The 20,052-nt window shown below is 68.4% G+C and carries 18 protein-coding genes; 7 read left to right on the forward strand and 11 right to left on the reverse strand.

Annotation, left to right across the window (positions count from 1 at the left end; genetic code table 11):
• Nucleotides 1-7 precede the first annotated feature (7 nt).
• The 5 genes from ASPU41_RS09880 (at nt 8) to ASPU41_RS09895 (ending at nt 6,790) form a co-directional block, all read left to right on the forward strand.
• On the forward strand, nt 8-610 hold the full coding sequence (locus ASPU41_RS09880; protein WP_069950771.1) for an SOUL family heme-binding protein: 603 nt from the start codon (nt 8-10) through the stop codon (nt 608-610).
• 104 nt (nt 611-714) lie between these two features.
• Nucleotides 715-3,189 (forward strand): Tex family protein, encoded by a 2,475-nt coding sequence (locus tag ASPU41_RS09885; RefSeq protein ID WP_069950772.1) that lies wholly within the window; start codon nt 715-717, stop codon nt 3,187-3,189.
• 158 nt (nt 3,190-3,347) lie between these two features.
• On the forward strand, nt 3,348-4,742 hold the full coding sequence (locus ASPU41_RS09890; RefSeq protein WP_069950773.1) for an OFA family MFS transporter: 1,395 nt from the start codon (nt 3,348-3,350) through the stop codon (nt 4,740-4,742).
• A 1-nt stretch (nt 4,743) separates the two neighbouring features.
• A complete protein-coding gene (locus ASPU41_RS23715) occupies nt 4,744-4,872 on the forward strand; it encodes an MFS transporter small subunit (RefSeq protein ID WP_269450081.1) in 129 nt (42 codons plus the stop codon).
• Between the two features lie 100 nt (nt 4,873-4,972).
• A complete protein-coding gene (locus tag ASPU41_RS09895; RefSeq protein WP_069952612.1) occupies nt 4,973-6,790 on the forward strand; it encodes a gamma-glutamyltransferase family protein in 1,818 nt (605 codons plus the stop codon).
• Here ASPU41_RS09895 and ASPU41_RS23860 read toward each other — a convergent pair.
• The 7 genes from ASPU41_RS23860 to ASPU41_RS09930 form a co-directional block, all read right to left on the reverse strand.
• Nucleotides 6,787-7,347 (reverse strand): HNH endonuclease signature motif containing protein, encoded by a 561-nt coding sequence (locus tag ASPU41_RS23860; RefSeq protein ID WP_331712775.1) that lies wholly within the window; start codon nt 7,345-7,347, stop codon nt 6,787-6,789. The two genes, ASPU41_RS09895 and ASPU41_RS23860, sit on opposite strands and share 4 nt — an antisense overlap.
• Nucleotides 7,348-7,356: 9 nt before the next feature.
• Nucleotides 7,357-8,724, reverse strand: coding sequence for a DUF222 domain-containing protein (locus ASPU41_RS09905; protein WP_069950775.1), 1,368 nt, complete (start codon nt 8,722-8,724; stop codon nt 7,357-7,359).
• 92 nt (nt 8,725-8,816) lie between these two features.
• A complete protein-coding gene (locus tag ASPU41_RS09910) occupies nt 8,817-9,674 on the reverse strand; it encodes a YqjF family protein (protein WP_069950776.1) in 858 nt (285 codons plus the stop codon).
• A 13-nt stretch (nt 9,675-9,687) separates the two neighbouring features.
• Nucleotides 9,688-10,476 carry an isocitrate lyase/PEP mutase family protein gene (locus ASPU41_RS09915; protein ID WP_069950777.1) on the reverse strand — a complete coding sequence of 263 codons (789 nt, stop codon included), beginning with the start codon at nt 10,474-10,476 and terminating at the stop codon, nt 9,688-9,690.
• Nucleotides 10,477-10,516: 40 nt separating this feature from the next.
• Nucleotides 10,517-10,906 (reverse strand): DUF1622 domain-containing protein, encoded by a 390-nt coding sequence (locus tag ASPU41_RS09920; protein WP_069950778.1) that lies wholly within the window; start codon nt 10,904-10,906, stop codon nt 10,517-10,519.
• A gap of 47 nt (nt 10,907-10,953) precedes the next feature.
• The gene (locus ASPU41_RS09925; RefSeq protein WP_069950779.1) at nt 10,954-11,901 is read right to left on the reverse strand and encodes an SDR family oxidoreductase; all 948 of its coding nucleotides are present in this window, start codon (nt 11,899-11,901) and stop codon (nt 10,954-10,956) included.
• Nucleotides 11,902-11,948: 47 nt separating this feature from the next.
• Complete coding sequence (locus ASPU41_RS09930; RefSeq protein WP_069950780.1) at nt 11,949-12,848, reverse strand: MSMEG_6728 family protein; 900 nt, start codon at nt 12,846-12,848, stop codon at nt 11,949-11,951.
• Nucleotides 12,849-13,060: 212 nt separating this feature from the next.
• On the opposite strand from ASPU41_RS09930, the gene ASPU41_RS09935 reads away from it, so the two are divergent.
• Entirely contained in the window at nt 13,061-13,588 is a 528-nt protein-coding gene (locus ASPU41_RS09935) for a hypothetical protein (RefSeq protein WP_069950781.1), read from the forward strand.
• Nucleotides 13,589-13,792: 204 nt separating this feature from the next.
• Here the strand turns inward: ASPU41_RS09935 and ASPU41_RS09940 are convergent, their stop codons facing one another.
• Together ASPU41_RS09940 and ASPU41_RS09945 are read right to left on the reverse strand one after the other, a co-directional pair.
• Complete coding sequence (locus tag ASPU41_RS09940; RefSeq protein WP_069950782.1) at nt 13,793-14,476, reverse strand: transglycosylase family protein; 684 nt, start codon at nt 14,474-14,476, stop codon at nt 13,793-13,795.
• A 264-nt stretch (nt 14,477-14,740) separates the two neighbouring features.
• Nucleotides 14,741-17,380 carry an excinuclease ABC subunit UvrA gene (locus tag ASPU41_RS09945; RefSeq protein WP_069950783.1) on the reverse strand — a complete coding sequence of 880 codons (2,640 nt, stop codon included), beginning with the start codon at nt 17,378-17,380 and terminating at the stop codon, nt 14,741-14,743.
• A 48-nt stretch (nt 17,381-17,428) separates the two neighbouring features.
• Here ASPU41_RS09945 and ASPU41_RS09950 point away from each other — a divergent pair, with 48 nt between their 5' ends.
• Entirely contained in the window at nt 17,429-18,520 is a 1,092-nt protein-coding gene (locus tag ASPU41_RS09950) for an adenosine deaminase (protein ID WP_231941232.1), read from the forward strand.
• 74 nt (nt 18,521-18,594) lie between these two features.
• Here ASPU41_RS09950 and ASPU41_RS09955 read toward each other — a convergent pair whose 3' ends face one another.
• Nucleotides 18,595-18,987 (reverse strand): helix-turn-helix transcriptional regulator, encoded by a 393-nt coding sequence (locus tag ASPU41_RS09955; protein ID WP_069950784.1) that lies wholly within the window; start codon nt 18,985-18,987, stop codon nt 18,595-18,597.
• A 10-nt stretch (nt 18,988-18,997) separates the two neighbouring features.
• Entirely contained in the window at nt 18,998-20,041 is a 1,044-nt protein-coding gene (locus ASPU41_RS09960) for a TerC family protein (RefSeq protein WP_069950785.1), read from the reverse strand.
• Nucleotides 20,042-20,052 lie beyond the last annotated feature (11 nt).

Below are 20,052 nucleotides of genomic sequence, written 5' to 3' on the forward strand. Positions count from 1 at the left end.
GAAGATCATGACCGAACAGCAACCTTTCGAACTGGTCCAGCGCTACCAGGGTTTCGAGTTGCGCCGCTATCCCGCGCACGTGGTGGCCGAGGTGCAGGTCAACGCGACATTCGACCGGGCCGGTAACGCGGCTTTCCGGCACCTCTTCAACTACATCAGTGGCAGCAACTCCGCCCGGCAATCGGTGGCGATGACCGCCCCGGTGGTGCAGCAGCCCGGCCCGTCCCAGAAGCTGGCCATGACGGCCCCGGTTCTGCAGAGCGGATCCCTGACCAGGGGAGGGGACACCGCGGACTTCACCGTTGCCTTTGTCCTGCCGGCGGGAATGACCGCGGAGACCGCCCCGGTCCCGACGAATCCGGACGTCAGGATCCGGACCGTGCCGGGCTCCCTTGCCGCCGCCCTTGGCTTCTCCGGCGGCGGATCGGAGAGCGCCTTCAGGAAACGGAACCAGGAACTGCAGGCCGCTCTGACCACCGCCGGGCTGACCGCCGTCGGGCCCCCACGGTTCGCCCGTTTTGATCCGCCCTTCAAACCGTGGTTCCTGCGCCGCAACGAAGTCCTCCAGGACCTCGTGCAGCTCCGCCCCGATTCCGGCGCCACCGGCTAAAGTCCCCGGTAGGGCAAAATGGCAGGGTGACCCAACTCCCGCAGCGCCCCGCCAGTTCAGCCTCCGCACCGCCGCCCAGGACCCCGTCCCTAGGGACGCCCTCGGTGAAAACCCCGGGTCCGCACACGCAGGAGTCCGGCATCGCCGCCCAGATCGCCGCCGAGCTCGGCGTGCAGGCCTGGCAGGTGAAAGCGGCCGTGGACCTGCTCGACGCCGGGTCCACCGTGCCGTTCATCGCCCGGTACCGCAAGGAGGCCACCGGGACGCTGGACGACACCCAGCTCCGCGAACTGGAGGAGCGGCTGCGCTACCTCCGCGAGCTGGAGGACCGCCGCCGGACCATCCTGGAGGCGATCGCCGCACAAGGTGCACTGACCCCGGAACTGCAGGCCGCCGTCGTCGGCGCCGACACGAAGTCCCGGCTGGAGGACATCTACCTGCCGTTCAAGACCAAGCGGCGGACCAAGGCGCAGATCGCCCGCGAGGCCGGGCTGGAGCCGCTTGCCGACGCCCTGCTGAAGCGGCCCGAGCTGGATCCGGACCGCGAAGCCGCCAGGTACCTCAACGCCGATCACGCCATTGACGATGCCGCCGCGGCGCTCGCCGGCGCCCGTTCGATCCTGGTGGAACGCGTCGCCCAGGACGCCGACCTGGCCGCGACGCTGCGGGAGCGGCTCTGGACCCAAGGCCGGATGGTCTCCCGGGTGAAGAAGGGCAAAGACGCCGAGGGGCAGAAGTTCAAGGACTATTTCGAGTTCTCCCAGCAACCGTCCGGGATGCCCTCGCACCGCGTGCTGGCGCTGCTGCGCGGCGAAAAAGACGGGGTGCTGGAGCTGGATCTCGCCGAGGCTGAACCGAACGACGACGCCGCCCTGGCCGCCGCGCGGGGCCGGTACGAAGCCGCCGTGGCCCGGTTCCTCGGGGTCGCCGACCGCGGCCGGCCCGCCGACGCGTGGCTGCTGCAGACCGCCCAGCTCGCCTGGCGCTCGCGGGTGCTGGCGCGGCTCACGGCCGACCTGCGCAGTCGGATGTTCGCTGCCGCCGAGGACGAGGCCGTCCGGGTCTTCGCGGCCAACCTCCGGGACGTGCTCCTCGCGGCGCCGGCCGGGAACCGCGCCACCCTTGGCCTGGACCCGGGACTGCGCACCGGAGTGAAGGTCGCGGTGGTGGACGGCACCGGCAAGGTGGTTGCGACCGACACGATCTACCCGCACGCGACGGCCCGGAAATGGGACGAGGCGCTGCGGACCCTGGTGGACCTGGCGCGCAAGCACGATGTCGAGCTCGTCGCCATCGGCAACGGCACCGCCTCACGCGAGACCGACAAACTCGCCGCGGAGCTGCTCAAGCAGCTCGCGGCATCCGGCGCCGACGCTTCGAAAGCCGGTGCCGACGCTGCGAAAGCCGGCGCCAAACCGCAGAAGATCGTGGTCTCCGAGGCCGGGGCCTCGGTGTATTCGGCCTCGGCGCTGGCCGCCGCGGAACTGCCCGGCATGGATGTGTCCCTGCGCGGGGCCGTGTCCATCGCGCGGCGGCTGCAGGACCCGCTCGCGGAGCTGGTCAAGATCGAACCGAAGTCGATCGGCGTCGGGCAGTACCAGCACGACGTCACCGCGGCCAAACTGGACCGCAGTCTCGATGCCGTCGTCGAGGACTGTGTGAATGCCGTCGGTGTCGACGTCAACACCGCCTCCCCGGCGCTGCTGAGCCGCGTCGCCGGCGTCGGGCCGCTGCTGAGTGAGAACATCGTCGCGTACCGGAATGAGCACGGCCCGTTCCACAAACGCAGCGAGCTGAAAAAGGTGCCGCGGCTCGGTGCCAAGGCGTTCGAACAGTGCGCCGGCTTCCTGCGGATCACCGGGGGAGCGGAACCGCTGGACGCCTCCAGCGTGCACCCGGAGGCGTACCCGGTGGCGCGGAAGATCAAAGCCGCCGCCGGCGGGCAGGGACCGGCCGCGGGGAGCTTTGCCACCTTGAATCCGCAGGACTTCGTCGACGGCTCCTTCGGCCTGCCCACCGTGCAGGACATCATCGCCGAGCTTGAGAAGCCCGGCCGTGACCCGCGTCCGGCCTTTGCCGCGGCGACGTTCTCGGAGGGCATCGAGAAGATCTCGGACCTCAGACCCGGGATGGTGCTGGAAGGGACCGTCACCAACGTCGCGGCGTTCGGCGCGTTTGTCGACGTCGGGGTCCACCAGGATGGCCTGGTGCACGTCTCCGCGCTGGCCAACCGCTTCGTCTCCGATCCGCGTGAAGTGGTCAAATCCGGCCAGGTGGTGCGGGTCAAGGTGCTGGAGGCCGATCCGGAACGGAAGCGGATCTCGCTGACGCTGCGGCTCGACGACGAACCCGCCGCGCCCGACGAACCCGCCGCGCCCGGCGGACGGGCCGCCCCCGGCGGCCGTGCGGAGCCGCGGCCGGACCGTCCGGCCCGCCAGGCGCCCTCGCAGCAGCCCTCAAAAAAGCCCGCACCCGACCGGCGGACGCCCGCCCGGCAGCCGCAGAAGCCGACGCCGGCCGCCGCACCAGCCAACACGGCGATGGCGGAGGCGCTGCGGAAAGCCGGACTCGGACGGTAGGCCGCGACCGCTTGTCGCGGACTTCCTACCGTTCGGCGCACAAATAGTACGGTTGCTGACGATTTGCACCATGATTGCCGGAGGTAACGGCCGAAATTGGAGCCGTTTGCCTCAATGCCACTGGGACACCGACGTCTTCGACAAGCAATGGAGCAATTATGGGCTGGCTGGACCGTGACCGAACGATCGCCCCACCGGGATTCAACCGGTGGCTGGTGCCTCCCGCGGCGCTCGCCGTGCACCTGTGCATCGGTCAGGCGTACGCGACGAGCGTCTACAAAACTGCGCTGGTAAAGCACTTCGGCGCCAGCCTGACCGAGATCGGCGTGATCTTCTCGATCGCCATCGTGATGCTGGGCCTCTCGGCCGCCATCATGGGCACGTGGGTGGACAAGAACGGCCCGCGCAAAGCGATGTTCACCTCGGCGATGTTCTGGGCCAGCGGCTTCCTGATCGGTTCGCTCGGCATCTTCAGCGGCCAGCTCTGGCTGGTCTACCTTGGCTACGGCTTCATCGGCGGTATCGGCCTGGGCATCGGCTACATCTCGCCGGTCTCCACCCTAATCAAGTGGTTCCCCGACCGTCCGGGTCTCGCGACCGGCATGGCCATCATGGGCTTCGGCGGCGGTGCCCTGATCGCCAGCCCGGTCTCCACCGCGCTGCTGAAAATGTACGACCCCAACTCCGGAGCCAAAGGCTGGGTGGCCAGCGGTGACTCCGTCGGCAAGCTCTTCCTGACCCTCGCCGTTGTGTACCTCGCCTACATGCTGTTCGGCGCGTTCACCATCAAGGTCCCGGCCGACGGCTGGAAACCGGCCGGCTTTGACCCGTCCAAGGTCAAGACCGCCACCCTCGTCACAACGGACAACGTCTCCGCAAAGAACGCCGTGAAGACCAAGCAGTTCTGGCTCGTCTGGATCGCCCTCTTCTGCAACGTCACCGCCGGCATCGGCATCCTGGAGCAGGCCGCCCCGATGATCCAGGACTTCTTCCGCCAGTCCGACGGCGTGTCCCTGGTCAGTGCCGCCGTCGCATCCGGCTTCGTGGGGCTGCTCTCGATCGGCAACATGTCCGGCCGCTTCGCCTGGTCCGCCACCTCCGACGTGACCGGCCGCAAACGCATCTACATGATGTACCTCGGAGTCGGTGCCGTGCTCTACACAGTGCTGGCGCTGGGCGGGTCCACCAGCACGTTCCTTTACGTGGCGCTGGCCTTCGTCATCATTTCCTTCTACGGCGGCGGCTTCGCGACCGTTCCGGCCTACCTGAGGGACCTGTTCGGCACGTTCCAGGTCGGGGCGATCCACGGCCGGCTCCTCACGGCGTGGTCCGCGGCCGGCATTGCCGGGCCGTTGATCGTCAACGCGTTCCTGGATGCCCAGGGCAAGCCCGGCCAGTTGACGGCCGCTTCCTACCAGCCGGCACTGCTGACCATGGTGGGGCTGCTGGTGATCGGCTTTGTGGCCAACCTGCTGGTCAAGCCGGTCGATGCCCGGTTCCATGAACCACGCCCGGACCGTGTCCGCGCCGAAGAACCCGCCCTGGAGGCCTGAGATGAGTACTGCACAGACATCGGTGAAACAGTCCACCGGGAAGCTAGCGGTCGCTTGGGCGCTGGTCGGAGTCCCGCTGGGATTCGGCGTGTATGAGACCCTCACCCGGGTGGCGGCCCTGTTTGGCTGAGCTCGCTGAAGAGTCCCTGCTTCCCTCACGTGCCGGCGCCGAGGAGTTCACACGCCCGGAGGCGTTCACCACCCGGCCCACGCTGCAGGGCACCTTCGGGATGAGCGCCTCCACGCACTGGCTCGCGACGGCGGCTGCCCAGGCCGTGCTGGAGCGTGGCGGTAACGCGTTCGACGCCGCGGTTGCGGGTGCCTTCGTGCTGCACGTTGTCGAGCCGCACCTGAACGGTCCCGGCGGGGACATGGCGGGCGTCTTCGTCACCGCGGAGGAACCCGGCAAGCCGGTCGTCCTTATGGGCCAGGGCCCGGCCCCGGCCGGGGCCACCGTGGAGCATTACCTCGCCGAGGGCCTGGAACTCGTGCCGGGCTCGGGGGCGCTGGCCGCTGCGGTGCCGGCCGCCGTCGACGCCTGGCTCCTGCTGTTGCGGGACCACGGGACGTGGGAACTGGACGAGGTGCTGGAATTCGCGATCGGCTATGCCCGCGACGGGCACCCGATGCTGGGCAGGGTCGGGGCGACGATCGCGGCGGTGTCCGAGCTTTTCCGGACGCACTGGCCCACCTCGGCCGAACTCTGGATGCCCGGCGGCCGGATTCCGGCCGAAGGGGAGCTGGTCCGGAATCCGGCCTACGCCCGGACGTTGCAGCGGCTCGTCGACGCCGGGGCAGCCGGCGTTGAGTCCTCGGAGATGGGCCCCCGTGAGCCTGCCCCCGGGGACTCCCGCGACGGGTCCGTCACGCATTCCCGTGAGACCAGCATTGACGCCGCACGCCGCGAATGGCGCGAGGGTTTCGTGGCCAGGGCCATGGTGGACTCCGTCAAGACCCCGCACCGCCATTCCTCCGGCACGGACCACCCGGGTGTCCTAGAACTGGAGGACCTCGCAGGGTTCGAGGCCGCATACGAGTCGGCAGCCACAGTTGAGTTCCGGGGGCACACGATCGCCAAGACGGGGCCGTGGGGGCAGGGTCCGGCGCTGCTTCAGACGCTCGCCATTCTCGAGGGGCTCGATGACCGGTACCTCGACCCGTCCACCGAGCTCGGGGCGCACACGATCCTGGAAGCCCAGAAGCTGGCGCTCGCGGACCGGGAAGCGTACTACGGAGACACTGACGTGCCGCTGGAATATCTCCTGTCCGCCGGATACTGCGCCGCCCGCCGATCGCTGATCGGGGAGCGGGCCTCGCATGAATTCCGGCCCGGCACGGTGCCCGGGCGTGAGCCCTACCTGCCGCCGTTGCGCACGCACTACACGCCGCCGGCCCTCGCGGGAGCTGGCTCCGCCGGGCTCGGGGCGGGCGAGCCCACCGTGGCGCCGAGCGGGGAGACCCGCGGCGACACCTGCCATATCGACGTCGTGGACCGCTGGGGCAACATGGTCTCGGCCACGCCGTCCGGTGGCTGGCTGCAGTCCTCGCCCGCCATCCCGGAGCTGGGTTTCTGTCTCGGCACCCGGCTGCAGATGATGTGGTTGGAACCGGGCACACCGTCCACCCTGACGCCGGGGAAGCGGCCCCGCACGACGCTGACGCCCACTCTCGTGCTGCGGGACGGCCGGGCAGTGACCGCGTTGGGTTCGCCGGGCGGTGACCAACAGGATCAGTGGCAGCTGCCGTACCTGCTGCGCACGATCATCGGCGGTTACTCACCGCAGCAGGCCATCGACGCCCCCACCTTCCATACGACGTCGATGCCCGGCTCCTTCTGGCCGCGCACCTGGGAGCCCGGTGGGGCCGTCGTGGAGGACCGGCTGGGCGACGACGTCATCGCAGGTCTCGAGCGCCGCGGTCATGTCGTCACCCGCGCGGGCGGATGGACGCTGGGACGGTTGTCCGCGGTGGTGCGGGATCCGTCAACCGGGGTCCTTCAGGCGGCGGCTAATCCCCGCGGCGCGCAGGGGTACGCCGCCGGTCGTTAGCCCGCGCCGGCTCGGAGCTCCTCCCGACCCTCCAGGCGGCATGCAGTGTCGCTTGGAGGCGCCGGACCTTCGTCGCCTGGATCCGCCGGACCTTCGTGATCCCGGCCGACGAATTCGTTGAGCGCCATGGCGTTGCCTTCGGAGTCTTCTTGGAACGCGGATATTCCCATGGAACGGACAGATTCCGCGGCAACCCGCTGCTTGCGCTTTGCATAGTCAGGCGGCCAGGCGGCGGTGCTGAGGTCTGTTGGGTGGAAGTAGTAGTTGCGCCTGGGTTTTTGGCGTGGGTCCAGGTGGGGTGGCGGGATGAACCACGGAACGCCGTTTTGCAGCTGGATGGTCCATTGTTCTTTGTGGATCACGTGGTGGTGGTGTGAACAGAGCAGTACACCGTTTTCCGTGCCGGTGGTTCCGCCGCGGGACCAGTAGGTGATGTGGTGCGCTTCGCACCAGGACGCGGGGATGGTGCAGCCGGGGAACGCGCAGCCCTGGTCCCGCGCGGTGAGGGCTTTGCGGATGTGGTGCGGGAAGACCCTGGAGGTCCGGCCGATGTCCAGGACCCGGCCCTAGGTGCCGAGGAGGACCGGGATGATGTCCGCGTCGCAGGCGATTTTCCGGGCGGTGGAGGCCGTGACCGGTCCGGTGAACAGCAGCGTTCCGGTGTGTTCCACCGGGTCACCGGGGGCGGCGGCGCCGTCGCCGTGCCCGAGGCGGGCGAGCAGGTCGCGGTAGTCGATGGTGACCATGACCTGGGGCCGGAGTCCTCCTGCGGCGGGCAGGGTGCCGGCGGCGAGGGCGACCTTGGCGGCGCTGACGAGGCCGTCGAGGTGTTTCTGCGGGCGTGAGCGGAGATCGAGCGGGATGTCGGCGCTGTCCTGGCCGCCCTCGGCCCAGGGGACCCGGCCTGCGGTGGAGGAGGTGGCGGTTCCGGCGGCCGTGAACCCGGCGGCGGCTCCAGCGGGGACGGTGGCCGAAGAACCGGCGGACAGCGTGGCGCCGGCGGCGGTGGTTCCTGGTGTCTGCGCGGCGCCGGCGCGGGGGTTGGTGGCGGTGTTCATGACGGTCATGAGGTGTTCGAACTGTTCGGCGGTCGCGAAGATTTCGAGGTGCTGGAGGCCGTGGCGGGGTTTGCGGATGAAGGCGCCCTGGAGTTGGCGCAGGAGTTCTTCGGAGGGCTCGGCGCCGTCCTGGTCCAGCGCGTCGGTCCAGCTCCGGGCGACGCGGGTCAGGAAGTCCGGGTCGTTCTCGGCGGCGGTGCGGGTCAGGGCGTGTTCCATCCGGTCGGCGGCTTCGGCGTCGCAGACGAGCCGGACCCGGTCCAGCGCGAGGGTGATGATCGTCGCGGAGCGGGACGGGACCTCCCCGGTGGCGACGGCGGCGCCGAGTTCCGCGTGCACGGCAGGCAAGGGTTCGCCGGTGAATCCTTGGCGTGGCAGGAGATTCCCGGCGAGTGCGAGCCGGCGGCGGGCTTCGGCGGCGCTGATCCGCAGCCGCGCCCGGAGGAATTCCGTGGTGTTCCGGTACCCGTCATCCGCGGTAGCCGCTGGAACGGCGGCAGCCGCGGTCGACGGGGTTCCGGATGCAGCTTTGGCGTCGTGCGCGTCCTCCGGCGTCGCGGTGCCGTAGTTGGAGTCGTCCCGCCAGCCCGTGGTCCACGAGGTGCTGGCCTTCGTCCCGGTGGCCGAGGCCTGCTTCCGGGCCCGGTCCACGGCACCGGCCGCGACGAGCTGCAAATACTCCGCAATCCGGGAGACCTCCTCCACCGTGCCAGCGAAATCCGAGGCAGCCTGGAACCCCCGCAGCGCCGCGTCCTCGACCGCCGTTAGAGCCACGTCCCGCAGCGTGGCCAGGGCGTCGTCCACCCCGGACTGCCCGGCCGGGGTGTTGCCCCGGCCGGAGTCCTGAACGGCGATGAAATCCCTGACGGCTTCCATAAACCAAGACTACTTTCGGCCTCAGACATTTTTGCCGCTCCGTGCGCCGGCCGCAGATTTGCGGAATTCCCGTGCTCAGGCCGGCTCAGGACCTACCATCCAACACGCGCGCCATCCAACACGCGCGGCCGGCCAAACTGGGTGCGGACTCCGGGTGAGAAGAGCACCGATTCGGGCGGCCCGGTGACGTGGATCCCTGCCTCGGCAACCAGTTGGTCCTCAAGGGAAGTCAGTTGCGCCCGGTACAGCGGCCACGCGGCGTGGGTGTTGGGAACATGCAGGGTTTTGCCCAGGAACCGGGTATGCAGACCAAACCGGGCAGTGAGGTGGATGGACAGCGGATCGGTTGCTTCGACGTCGAGCTCGGGGGCCACCTCAAAGTCGCTCCGGGCGCCCCGGAACCGGCGCACCCAGTACCCGGCTCGGGGGCCAGCCTGGCCGTCCCGCCCAGCCCGCCCGTCCCTCTCGGCCTGGCCGTCCCTCTCGGCCCGGCCAGCACGGCCGGCCCGGCCAGCACGGCCACCTGAACTGGCGGTGCCCGGAGAATCCAAAACCCCCACCCCGCGGAAGCCCGCCCGCGACCACACATAGGGGATCCCGGCCGCCCGAGCCGCCAGAACCACGGCCAGCCGGGTCGCATCGAGGCTGAGGAAAACCACACCCCGGGTCCCATCGGGCTCCCGGGAATAGAGTCGCACGTTGATCTCGTTGAAGCTCCCGAAATAGGGGATCCCGGGCCCGCGGCCCAGGCCGGCGCCCTGCATACGGAATCCGATCAGCCCCACCCAGGCGGATCCGTCGAAGTCGTCCGGAACCACGCCGGGAGGCATAAACGGCGCCGCGACGGCATGGGGGATGCGCCAGTGAAGAAAGACCGCATCCGTCCACCGCTGATCCATGATGATCGGGGCCGGAAGCTCAGGGGCACTCGGCCACGGATCAACGCTCATTAGCCGGGGCCCGCTAGTTCAGGGGCCGGGTATTGTCCGGAAGCGCCCCGCCGGCGAGGAGTTCTCCCGTTGCATCGGCCAGCGCCGTCAGCGCCACGCGCTGGGTCCATGGACCATAGGAAATGCGGGCCACTCCGAGATCCTGAAGTTTGGCCGGTGTCAGGGAACCGGGAACGTTGATGACCGAAACCGTGTTCCAGCCGATACCATCCACCAGTGCCCTGACCGTGGCCTCGTCCAGCAGGCCCGGCACAAACACCGCCGTCGCGCCCACTTCGAGGAAGGCTCGGCCGCGCTCAATGGCATCGGCCAGCACAGCCTCAGGGTCCCGGTCTTTGCCCTTCAAAAAGGCGTCGGTGCGGGCGTTGAGGACAAAGTCAATGCCCTCGGCCTCGGCTGCGCGCACTACCGAGCTCATCTGCGCCACGGCCTCGCCGAGCGGACGCATCTGGTCCTCGATATTGGCGCCGACAATGCCCGCAGCAGTGGCTTTGCGTACTGTCTCGCCGGGGTTGCCGTAACCCGATTCGAGGTCGGCACTGACCGGGAGCGTTGTGGCGGCGGCGATCCGCCGGACGGCGTCGATCATTTCGTCCACCGGAATGTTCTCGCCGTCCGCGTAGCCCAGCGACGCCGCGATTGAATGGCTGGCCGTGGCCAAAGCGCTGATCCCCGGAACGTCAGCCACCACCTTGGTGGAGATGGCGTCCCAGACATTGATGACCTGCAGGATTTCGGGCGCCTGGTGGAGCCGGAGCAGCTCGGTGGCTTTCGGGGCAAGGGCAGCGGTGGAGTCAGTCATGACCCGAGCCTAACCGGAGCCTGCGACACCCGAAAGGGATTCAGCCCGCAGATGACGCTGCGGAGGAGCCCTCGGGTTGTTTCTGCCAGGGCCAGCGGCCGGTGATTTCGAGCTCGAGTGAGAAGCTCAGGAAGGTCCGGATCAGGACGATGATGGCGAGCACCCCGACACTTTCGAAGGTAGGGGTCACAGCGACAGTCTTGATGATGTCCGCCGCGACCAGGAGCTCCAGCCCGAGCAGGATTGAACGGCCCAGCAATTGCCGGTACGAGCGGTACACAGACAGCGGCTCGGCCCCTTCGGGCAACCGCCGGGGCTGGAAGCCGCGAATCGCCAGCGGGAGGGACACCATGGCGCCGAGCACCATCACGGCCACACCGGCGGCGTCCATGTACCCGCCGATCGCTTCAATAATTTGCTGCAAATCCATTGTTCCCCTCACTGGAAACTCGGTGGGTGACCTCTGGAACGGCGGGCTCAGGCGTGCCGTTCCCCCACGCCGGCGAGCATGGCCCGGTAGCCTTCGCGGAAGCTCGGGTAGGTGAACTCGAATCCAGTGCTGCGCAGAAGTGCGTTGCTGCAGCGTTTGTTGCCGCCGCGGGACGGCTCGCCGCCGGTTTTCTGCCCACCGGCCGTTGCGGCCGTTGCAGACGGTCCGGCCGCGCCGCTGTTGCCACCGGCCTTCGGGCCGCTTTCGGCCGTGTCCGACGGCGGCTGGGGAAGTCCCAGCTCGGCGGCCAGGAAGCGCAGCACCTCACCAAGCTCGGCAGGTTCATTGTCGACGCCCAGATACACCGGTGCCGGGTCCGAGTCCATGGTGCACAGGTGGACGATCGCGGCAGCGGCGTCGTCCCGGTGGATGCGGTTCGTGAACCGCGGCTCCGCCGGAACCACCGCGGATCCGCCGCGCACCTGGTCAATCAGCCGGGTCCGCCCCGGGCCGTAGATGCCGCCGAGCCGCAGCACCACCGGCGTGATTCCGGTGCCGCGCAGCCGGCTGGCCAGGTGGCCCTCCGCCTCGCGGATGATGCGGCCGGAGAACCCGCCGGGCTCCGGCGCCGTGCTCTCGTCGATCCAGCCCCCGCCGGCGTCGCCGTAGACCGCGGTCGAGGAGACAAAGAGCACGCGGCGCACTGGGGCGCCGGAGCGCAGGACGGCGTCCACAACGTTGGAGAGCCCGTCCACGTAGGCGGCCCGGTAGGCAGCCTCGGTGGGTGAGTCCGCCGCAATCGCGACGACGACGGCGGTGGTGTCCGCCGGGACGGGCGGCAGTTCGCCGGAGCTCAGGTCAGCCGCGGCGCCTTCGATGGCCGGCGGGAGCTTCTCCGGCGAGCGCCGCCAGCCCACCACGCGGTGGCCCGCCGCGGCGAACCGCAGCCCGGCCTCGGTGCCCAGATCGCCGCAACCGGCCATAAATACAGTCATGGTGGCCAGTCTGCCATTTTTCGGCGGACGCGGCCGCCGAATCCGAGTTACCGCGCCGGGATCGGGAAGAAGACCCGCGGATCCTGTAGTAGCGCCGGGTAGTCAAAGTCCGAGCGGTTCAGGATCTCGTCGACTTTGAAGTTCCGCGCGAAGCGGCCCTCCACAGTGATCGGACGGCCCAGGACTTTGCCGACGGCGAAGGTCGCGCCGCCGTCGAACGGGATGGCCACCGTCGAGTTGCCCGGAAGCGTGTTGAACGCTTCTTCCTGCTGCTGGCGCTTGCGGGTGGGCTTTTTGATGAGCTGCTTCGGCGGGAGCTTGCGCACCTTGGGCCGGCGGGAACCGGAGTCTGCATAGATGAACTGGTACTCCTCGTCGCCGGCTGCGGCTGCCTTGGCCTTGCCCACGAGCGGGAGGCTGACAGTCTCCAGCTTCTCCGGCTCGGTGTCACCGAGCGGCTGGCGAAGGACCCACATGCGGTCACCGGAAGGGTCCTCCGGCAACAGCTCAAGTTTGGGCTCGGGCCAGACATACTCCAAGTCAAGCTCCGTATCCGGGAACAACGGGGTGTAGAACCGCGGGTCCTTGGCGATCAGCCGGGAGCGGTGGCTGAGGTGCAGTTCCGGGGCTCCCAGCCACGGCGGCATCGGGATCTTCGCGGCGTAGTCGGGGTGCGCAGCCTGGGGTGCGAACTCCATGATCTTCTCGCGTGTGGTGTCCTCGCCGCCGCGGGCCGTCCATTCATTCACCACAGTCAGGCCGTAAAGAGTCAGGGCCGGGACGTACCCCATCCACATCCGGATGGCGGGGTGCGACTGCCACCCGTACTCCGGGATCACCAGCGCCCGGAGGATCTGCAGCGCTTCAACGCGTTGCTTGCCGAGCCGCTCGCGGTCCAGAACCGCGGCGCTCTGCTGGAAATCGGGGAAGGGGAGAAAGGTCTGCATCACTCCAGTTTGAGGCCATCGAGCCAATGCGCCAATTGCGGCAGGCTGCGGGTGAGCGTGTTCACATTTCGGACGGGACAGACAGCTCACAGATTGGGCGCGTAAACTAGCACAAACAACCCCTGCCGCCCGGAAGACACGCCATGCCGAAGAAGTCAGTTACAGAATCAGCGGCGCGGACTGCGCCCGGACAACTGCCCAAGTACGGACAAATGCTGGGCCCCGAGGCGAACGGGATCCTCGTCCTGGAGGAGTTCACCATTGATCCGGCGGCTGCCCGCAAGGAGCAGCACGGTTTCCGGACGGCGCTCGCGTCCGTGGCGCTGACCATGCGGCGCATCCTGGCGCTCCGGCTCTTCATCGCGGTGGTTGCGATCGCCAATCTTCCCCTGTTCCTGCTCTCCAGCGGCTGGGAGATCTATGTCATCTCAGTCGCCGTCGTGGTGGCCGTCCACACCGCGGTGTCCTGGCTGAACCGCCATGAGCCCACGATCCGGCAGCGCGGGCTGCTGGAACTGCACCTCCATCGCGAAAAGAGCACCAATTACCGCAAGGTCCGCGACGCCGTGAAGTACGTGATCGACGCCCCGGCCCGGATGAACGAGAGTCTTTACCTTGAGCTGCTCGCCGCCAAGCGGGTTGCGCTGAACCTTGCCATGGGCACCGTCGCGCTGCTGGACACCAGCGACGACACCGTCTGGAAAGTGCAGATCGTCCGCGAAATTCCGCGGATCGCCTAGGTCCGGCGGCCACAGCGCAGCGCCCCCCGTTAGACAGCACGACAGACAGCTGACCAGACAGCACAATCAGACAGCACGACACAATCAGACAGCACGACGCCGGAGGTTCCCCTGAGGGAACGCTCCGGCGTCGTGGTTTAACCGCTTCTGCCGGGAAGGCTACTGTCGTGAACAGCTGCCGCCGGAAAAGGGTGGGGGCGCAGATCAGGCGGGGAGCTGCAGCACCTGGCCGGGGAACACCACATCAGGATCGCTGATGGTCGCGGTGTTGGCGTCGGCCAGCACCTGCCAGCCGCCGGCGATGTTGAGTTTCTCGGCGATCTTGGACAAGGTGTCGCCACTCTGGATGGTGTAGCTCTCGCCGCTCAGGGGGACGGCCGCCACATGGCGTGCCGGTGCGGCGGCCTTGGGTGCTGCGACCTTCGGCGCGGCTGCGGCCTTGGGGGCTGCGGCCGTGGCGGGCTTGGCTGCTGGAGCCGGAACCGCGGCGGGAGCCTGCGCCTTCGGCGCGCTCTGCGGAGCTATCGCGCCGCCGGTCAGGCCCAGCTTGGCGGCGCAGGAGGGCCATGCTCCCCAGCCCTGGCCGGCCTGTACCTTTTCGGCAACGGCGATCTGCTGCTCCCGGCTGGCGTTTGCCGCAGACCCGGTGCCGCCGTAGGCGGCCCACGTGCTGGGGCTGAACTGCAACCCGCCGGCATAACCGTTGCCGGTATTGATGCCCCAGTTGCCGCTGCTTTCGCACTCGGCGAGGGAATCCCAGACGGTCGTGGCTGTGGCGCTCGGGACAGCTGCGTTGGCAGCCGAGGCGGACAGGGCGACGCCGGCGATGGAGACCGCCGCAAGGGTGAGTCCGCGGCGCGCGACAGTGCTGTAGGTGGATTTCTTCATGGGTTAGATGCTCCTGAGGGCCACCGGTGCTCGGTCCGTCCCCGGACGTTGTCGCACTACTGCCCGCCCCTGACAATAGAGGTCGTTGCGGTGTCTACCGGTCGGGCAGTATCTGGTGGTGGTAGCACCGGGCATTCATGCCCGGTGTCCGGGCATGAACTCTAGGCTAGGCGAGGCCGCGGCCGTTATCAAGCCGTTATCATCAACTAAAGTCGTTTTATCCTTGGCAACCTCAGCCGAAATCCCGGAGCACTCACGCGCCGCTCAGCCGCCGAGCACCGCGGCAAGATACGGCGCCGTGCGGCTCTTTTTGGACCGGGCGACGACGGCCGGCGTCCCCACCGCGATGATCTCGCCGCCGGCGTCGCCCCCGGCCGGGCCAAGATCGATCACCCAGTCCGCGGCGGCCACGACGTCCATCTCGTGTTCCACCACGATCACGGTGTTTCCGGCGTCGACCAGCCGGTGCAGCTGCGCCATCAGGAGTTCGACGTCGGCCGGGTGCAGTCCGGTGGTGGGCTCGTCCAGCAGGTAGAGCGAATGCCCGCGCTGGGCACGCTGCAGTTCGGTGGCGAGTTTGATGCGCTGCGCTTCGCCGCCGGAGAGTTCCGTGGCGGGCTGGCCCAGCCTCAGGTAGCCCAGGCCCACCTCGCGGAGGGTCTGCAGGCTGCGTGCGGCGGCGGGGACCGCGGCCAGGAACTCCGCGGCGGCGTCGACCGTCATGCCGAGGACCTCCGCCACGTTCTTGCCGCGGTAGGTCACCTCAAGGGTTTCCGGGTTGTAGCGCGAGCCCTGGCATTCCGGGCAGGGGCCATAGCTGCCGGGCAGGAACAGCAGTTCGACGGCGACGAAGCCCTCGCCCTGGCAGGTCTCGCAGCGGCCGCCTGCGACGTTGAAGGAGAAGCGGCCCGCACCGAAGCCGCGGGTCCGGGCCTGGTCCGTCGCCGCGAATTCCTTGCGGACCGCGTCGAACAGCCCGGTGTACGTGGCGAGGTTGGAGCGCGGGGTGCGGCCGATCGGCTTCTGGTCCACCTTGACGAGCCGGTCCAGCCGGTCCAGCCCGGAGACCGGGCCGACACTGAGCGGCTCGGCGGATTCCGCGGGTTCGGACTCCAGGTCCTCCGGGGCTTTCGCCGCGGCGTCGGCTTCCGGATGCAGCCGGCTTCCCACGACCTCGGCGAGCACCTGGCTGACCAGGGTCGACTTTCCGGAGCCGGACACGCCGGTGACCGCGGTCAGCACACCGAGCGGGAAATCGGCGTCGAGCTCGCGCAGGTTATGGCGGCTGATGCCGCGCAGCTCCAGCCAGCCGTCAGCGTCCCGGCGGGTGCGGGCGGTGGAGGTGCGGGCAGCGGAGCTGCCGGATGCTGACGTGCCACCGGTGGAGGAACCGCCGTCGTCCGCTCCACCAGAGCCGTCCGCTGGACCTGATCCGTCCGGGAACAGGAACGGCCGGGTCACCGACGCGTCCACCTCGGCGAGCCCGGCGACCGGGCCGCTGTAGAGCACCTCGCCGCCGCCTTCACCGGCGCGCGGGCCGACGTCGACCAGCCAGTCGGCGCGGCGGACGATGTCCATGTTGTGCTCCACCACGAACACCGAGTTGCCGGAGGACTTGAGCTGGTCCAGGACCGCCAGGAGCGGTTCGGCGTCGGCCGGATGTAGCCCGGCGGAGGGCTCATCCAGCACATAGATCACGCCGAAGAGGCCGGAGCGCAGCTGGGTGGCGATCCGCAGCCGCTGCATCTCGCCGGGGGAGAGTGTAGGGGTGGACCGGCCCAGCGCGAGGTAGCCCAGGCCGAGGTCCAGCAGGACGGTGACGCGCTGCAGCAGGTCCCGGGTGATGGCAACGGCCACCTCGTTGCCCTCGCCGGAGCTCTGCTTGCGCGAGGCGGTGCCGGCGTCTTTGAGCTCGGTGGTGGGACGGATAATTTCGGCCAGTTCGCTCATGGGGACGGCGTTGAGTTCGGCGATCGTTCTGCCCGCGAACGTCACGGCGATGGCGGCCGGGGTCAGGCCGCTGCCGGCGCAGACCGGGCACGGTCCGGTTTCCATAAAGCGCAGCACGCGGTCGCGCATGGTGGTGCTCTTGGAATCGGCGAGGGTGTGCAGCACGTAGCTCTTGGCACTCCAGAAACGGCCCTTGTACGGCTTCGCGACGCGGTCGCGCTGGGGCGTTACCTCCACCACGGGCTGTTCCTCGGTGAAGAGGATCCAGTCGCGGTCCTTCTTGGGCAGCTTCCGCCAGGGGGTATCGACGTCGTAGCCCAGGTGCGTGAGGATGTCGCGCAGGTTCTTGCCCTGCCAGGCCCCGGGCCAGGCGGCGATCGCGCCGTCGCGGACGCTCAGTGACGTGTCCGGGACCAAAGAGGACTCGGTGACGGTGTGCGCGATACCGAGGCCGTGGCATTCCGGGCAGGCGCCGGCGGCGGTGTTGGGGGAGAAGGCGTCCGAGTCGAGCTGGCCGGCGCCGTCGGGGTAGCTGCCGGCGCGGGAGAAGAGCATCCGGAGCGAATTCGACAGCGTGGTGACCGTGCCGACCGTGGAGCGGGAACTGGGCGTCCCGCGGCGCTGCTGGAGTGCGACGGCGGGCGGCAGCCCGGAGATCATTTCCACCTTGGGGTTGTGGCCCTGCTGGATCAGCCGGCGGGCGTAGGGCGCCACGGACTCGAAGTAGCGGCGCTGGGCCTCGGCGTAGATGGTCCCGAAGGCCAGCGAGGACTTTCCGGAGCCGGAAACCCCGGTGAACGCGACGATCGCGTCGCGGGGCACGTCCACGTCCACGTTCCGCAGGTTGTTCTCCCGGGCACCGCGCACCCGGACAAAGCCGTCCGCGGGACGGTCGGCGCCCAGCCCTGTCAGGGCCGGGCCGGAAGGATGGGAAGCATGCTGATCACTGTGCATTAGATCGACTCTATCGGTGTCTGCTGCCGGCGGGCATATCCTTACCGAATGGAAACTAACGACGGCGTCGCTGCCACCGGGGACGCTGCACCGGACAGCCCAGTACCTCCCACCCCCGAGAGTCCCGCCTTCGCCGAGGTTCCCGAGGAGGTCCACGGTCCGCTGCCGGTCGCAGAGCTCCATCTCCACATCGAAGGAACCCTCGAGCCCGGGCTGATCTTCGCCCTGGCGGAACGCAACGGCATCCAGCTGCCGTACGCGGACCTGGACGAGCTGCGCTCCCGCTACGAGTTCACGGACCTGCAGTCCTTCCTGGACCTCTATTACGCCAACATGGCCGTGCTGCAGACCGAGCAGGACTTCGCCGACATGACCCGGGCGTACCTGACCCGGGCTGCGCTCGCCGGCGTCCGGCATGCCGAGATCATGTTTGATCCGCAGGCCCACCTGTCCCGCGGGGTGTCCCTGGAGACAAGCGTGAACGGCGTGGCGTCCGTACTGGCCGTCTCTGCGCAGGAGTTCGGGATTTCAACCCTGCTCATCGCCGCGTTCCTGCGGGACCTGTCCGAGGATTCCGCACTGGAGGTGCTGGAGAAGCTGCTCGCCATGGACGCGCCGATCGCGGGCATCGGCCTGGATTCGGCCGAGGCGGGCAATCCGCCGGCCAAGTTCCAGCGGCTGTTCGCCCGGGCCAAGGACGCCGGGCTGCACCGGATCGCGCACGCCGGCGAGGAGGGCCCGCCGTCGTACATCATCGAGGCGCTGGACCTGCTGGAGGTGCAACGGATCGACCACGGCATCCGTTGCATGGAGGACCCCGAGCTGGTGGAACGGCTGGTGCACGAGCTCATGCCGCTGACCGTGTGCCCGCTGTCCAATGTCCGGCTCCGCGCGGTGGACAGCCTGAAGGAGCACCCCCTGCCCGCAATGCTCGCCGCGGGGTTGAACGTGAGCGTGAACTCGGACGATCCGGCATATTTCGGCGGATACGTGGACGACAACTTTGTGCAGCTGAAGTCCGTGATCGGCCTGTCCGAATTCGACTTCGTGCGGATGGCGGCGAACTCGATCCGTTCCTCCTTCGCGAGCGAGGAACGCAAGACGGAGCTGCTGGCCGAACTCGCCGCCTCCGGGCACTAAACCCACAAGCAACGCGGGGTCACCTCCGGCCCATCGGGCGGCCTCGCATGGGCCGTAGATGACCCCGCGTTGCACTATGACGGGGCGTCCTTTGGCGGCACTGCCTCGGCTGACGGTGCGGCGCCCGAGAAGAGGCCGATCAGTCCGTCGATTTCCCGGCTTGCGGTGGCGGGGTGACGGAAGTGCTGGTGGGGTTCAAGGGCATAGCGGGTTCGCCGTCCGGCCCGGATGCGGTGGAGGTAACCTCCGTCCTCGAGATCCTTGAGGATCTGGAGGGTCGCGCGCGGTGTGATGCCGACCCTCGCGGCGATCTCGGTAATGCGGGCTTGAGGGTCGGCCGCCACCGAAAGCAGGACGTGCCCGTGGTTCGTGAGAAAGGTCCATGCGGGACGCGGGGGTGCCGGAGGAAAGGGCGGATTCGAGCCTTTTTCCGGACCCTTTTCCGTGCCAGGCGGGGCGGCTGTCATGGTTCGTTCCTTACTGGCGTTTCGACGACGACGCCGTCTTCGTGTCGCGGGGCTTGCGCCACAGCGGTTCCAGCCCGGCGATTTCCTCGGGTGAGGCGGTTCCGAAGGGGGAGTGCGCCGGCGCCGTGGGATCCTTGCGGCCCTGTCCGCGGGTGGCCCAGAGGCTCAAGCCGATGGACACCCCAAGGATGGTGGCGATGACGGCAAGGGAGAGCGGGGTGGGGATGTAGAAGATGTCGATTTTGAGGAGCATTTTGATGCCGACCCAGATGAGGACGAGCGCGAGTCCGATCTTGAGGTAGATGAAGCGGTGGATCATGTCAGCGAGCAGGAAGTACATTGCCCGGAGGCCCAGGATGGCGAAGGCGTTGGCGGTGAAGACCAGGAACACTTCGTCGGTGACGGCGAAGATCGCGGGGATGGAGTCCACGGCGAAGATGATGTCGGTGACCTCGATGAGGACCAGCACCGCGAGCAGCGGGGTGGCCAGCAGGACGCCGTTCTTGCGGATCAGGAAACGCTGTCCGTGGAAGTCGTCCGTCATGGGCACGCGTCGGCGGAAGAGTTTCAGGGCCCGGGACTTTTCCGGGTCAAGCATGTCGTTGCGGTGACGGATCATCCGGTAGCCGGTGAGGAGGAGGAAAGCGGCAAAGATGTACAACACCCACTCGGCACTGGCGATGATGACGGCGCCCGCGGCGATGAAGATGCCCCGGAAGACCAAGGCGCTCAGTACGCCGAGGAACAGCACCCGGTGCTGGTATTCGCGGGGTACTGCGAAGTACGTGAAGATGATGGCCCAGATGAACACGTTGTCCACGGCGAGGGATTTCTCGATCAGGTATCCGGCGAAGTATTGCTGGCCGAACTCCGCTCCGTAGATTTGCCAGACCAGGGCGCCGAACCCCAGGCCGAAGGCGACCCAGACGGCGGACCAGAGCGCGGCTTCCCGGACACGGATGACGTGCGCTTTGCGGTGCGCGAACAGGTCCACGGCCAGCATCAGGACAATGACAGCAAGAACGGCCAACCAGGCCCAAAAAGGAACATCCATCGAGGGAACAC

Origin of the sequence: Arthrobacter sp. U41, from assembly GCF_001750145.1 — a bacterium.
Classification (GTDB): domain Bacteria; phylum Actinomycetota; class Actinomycetes; order Actinomycetales; family Micrococcaceae; genus Arthrobacter.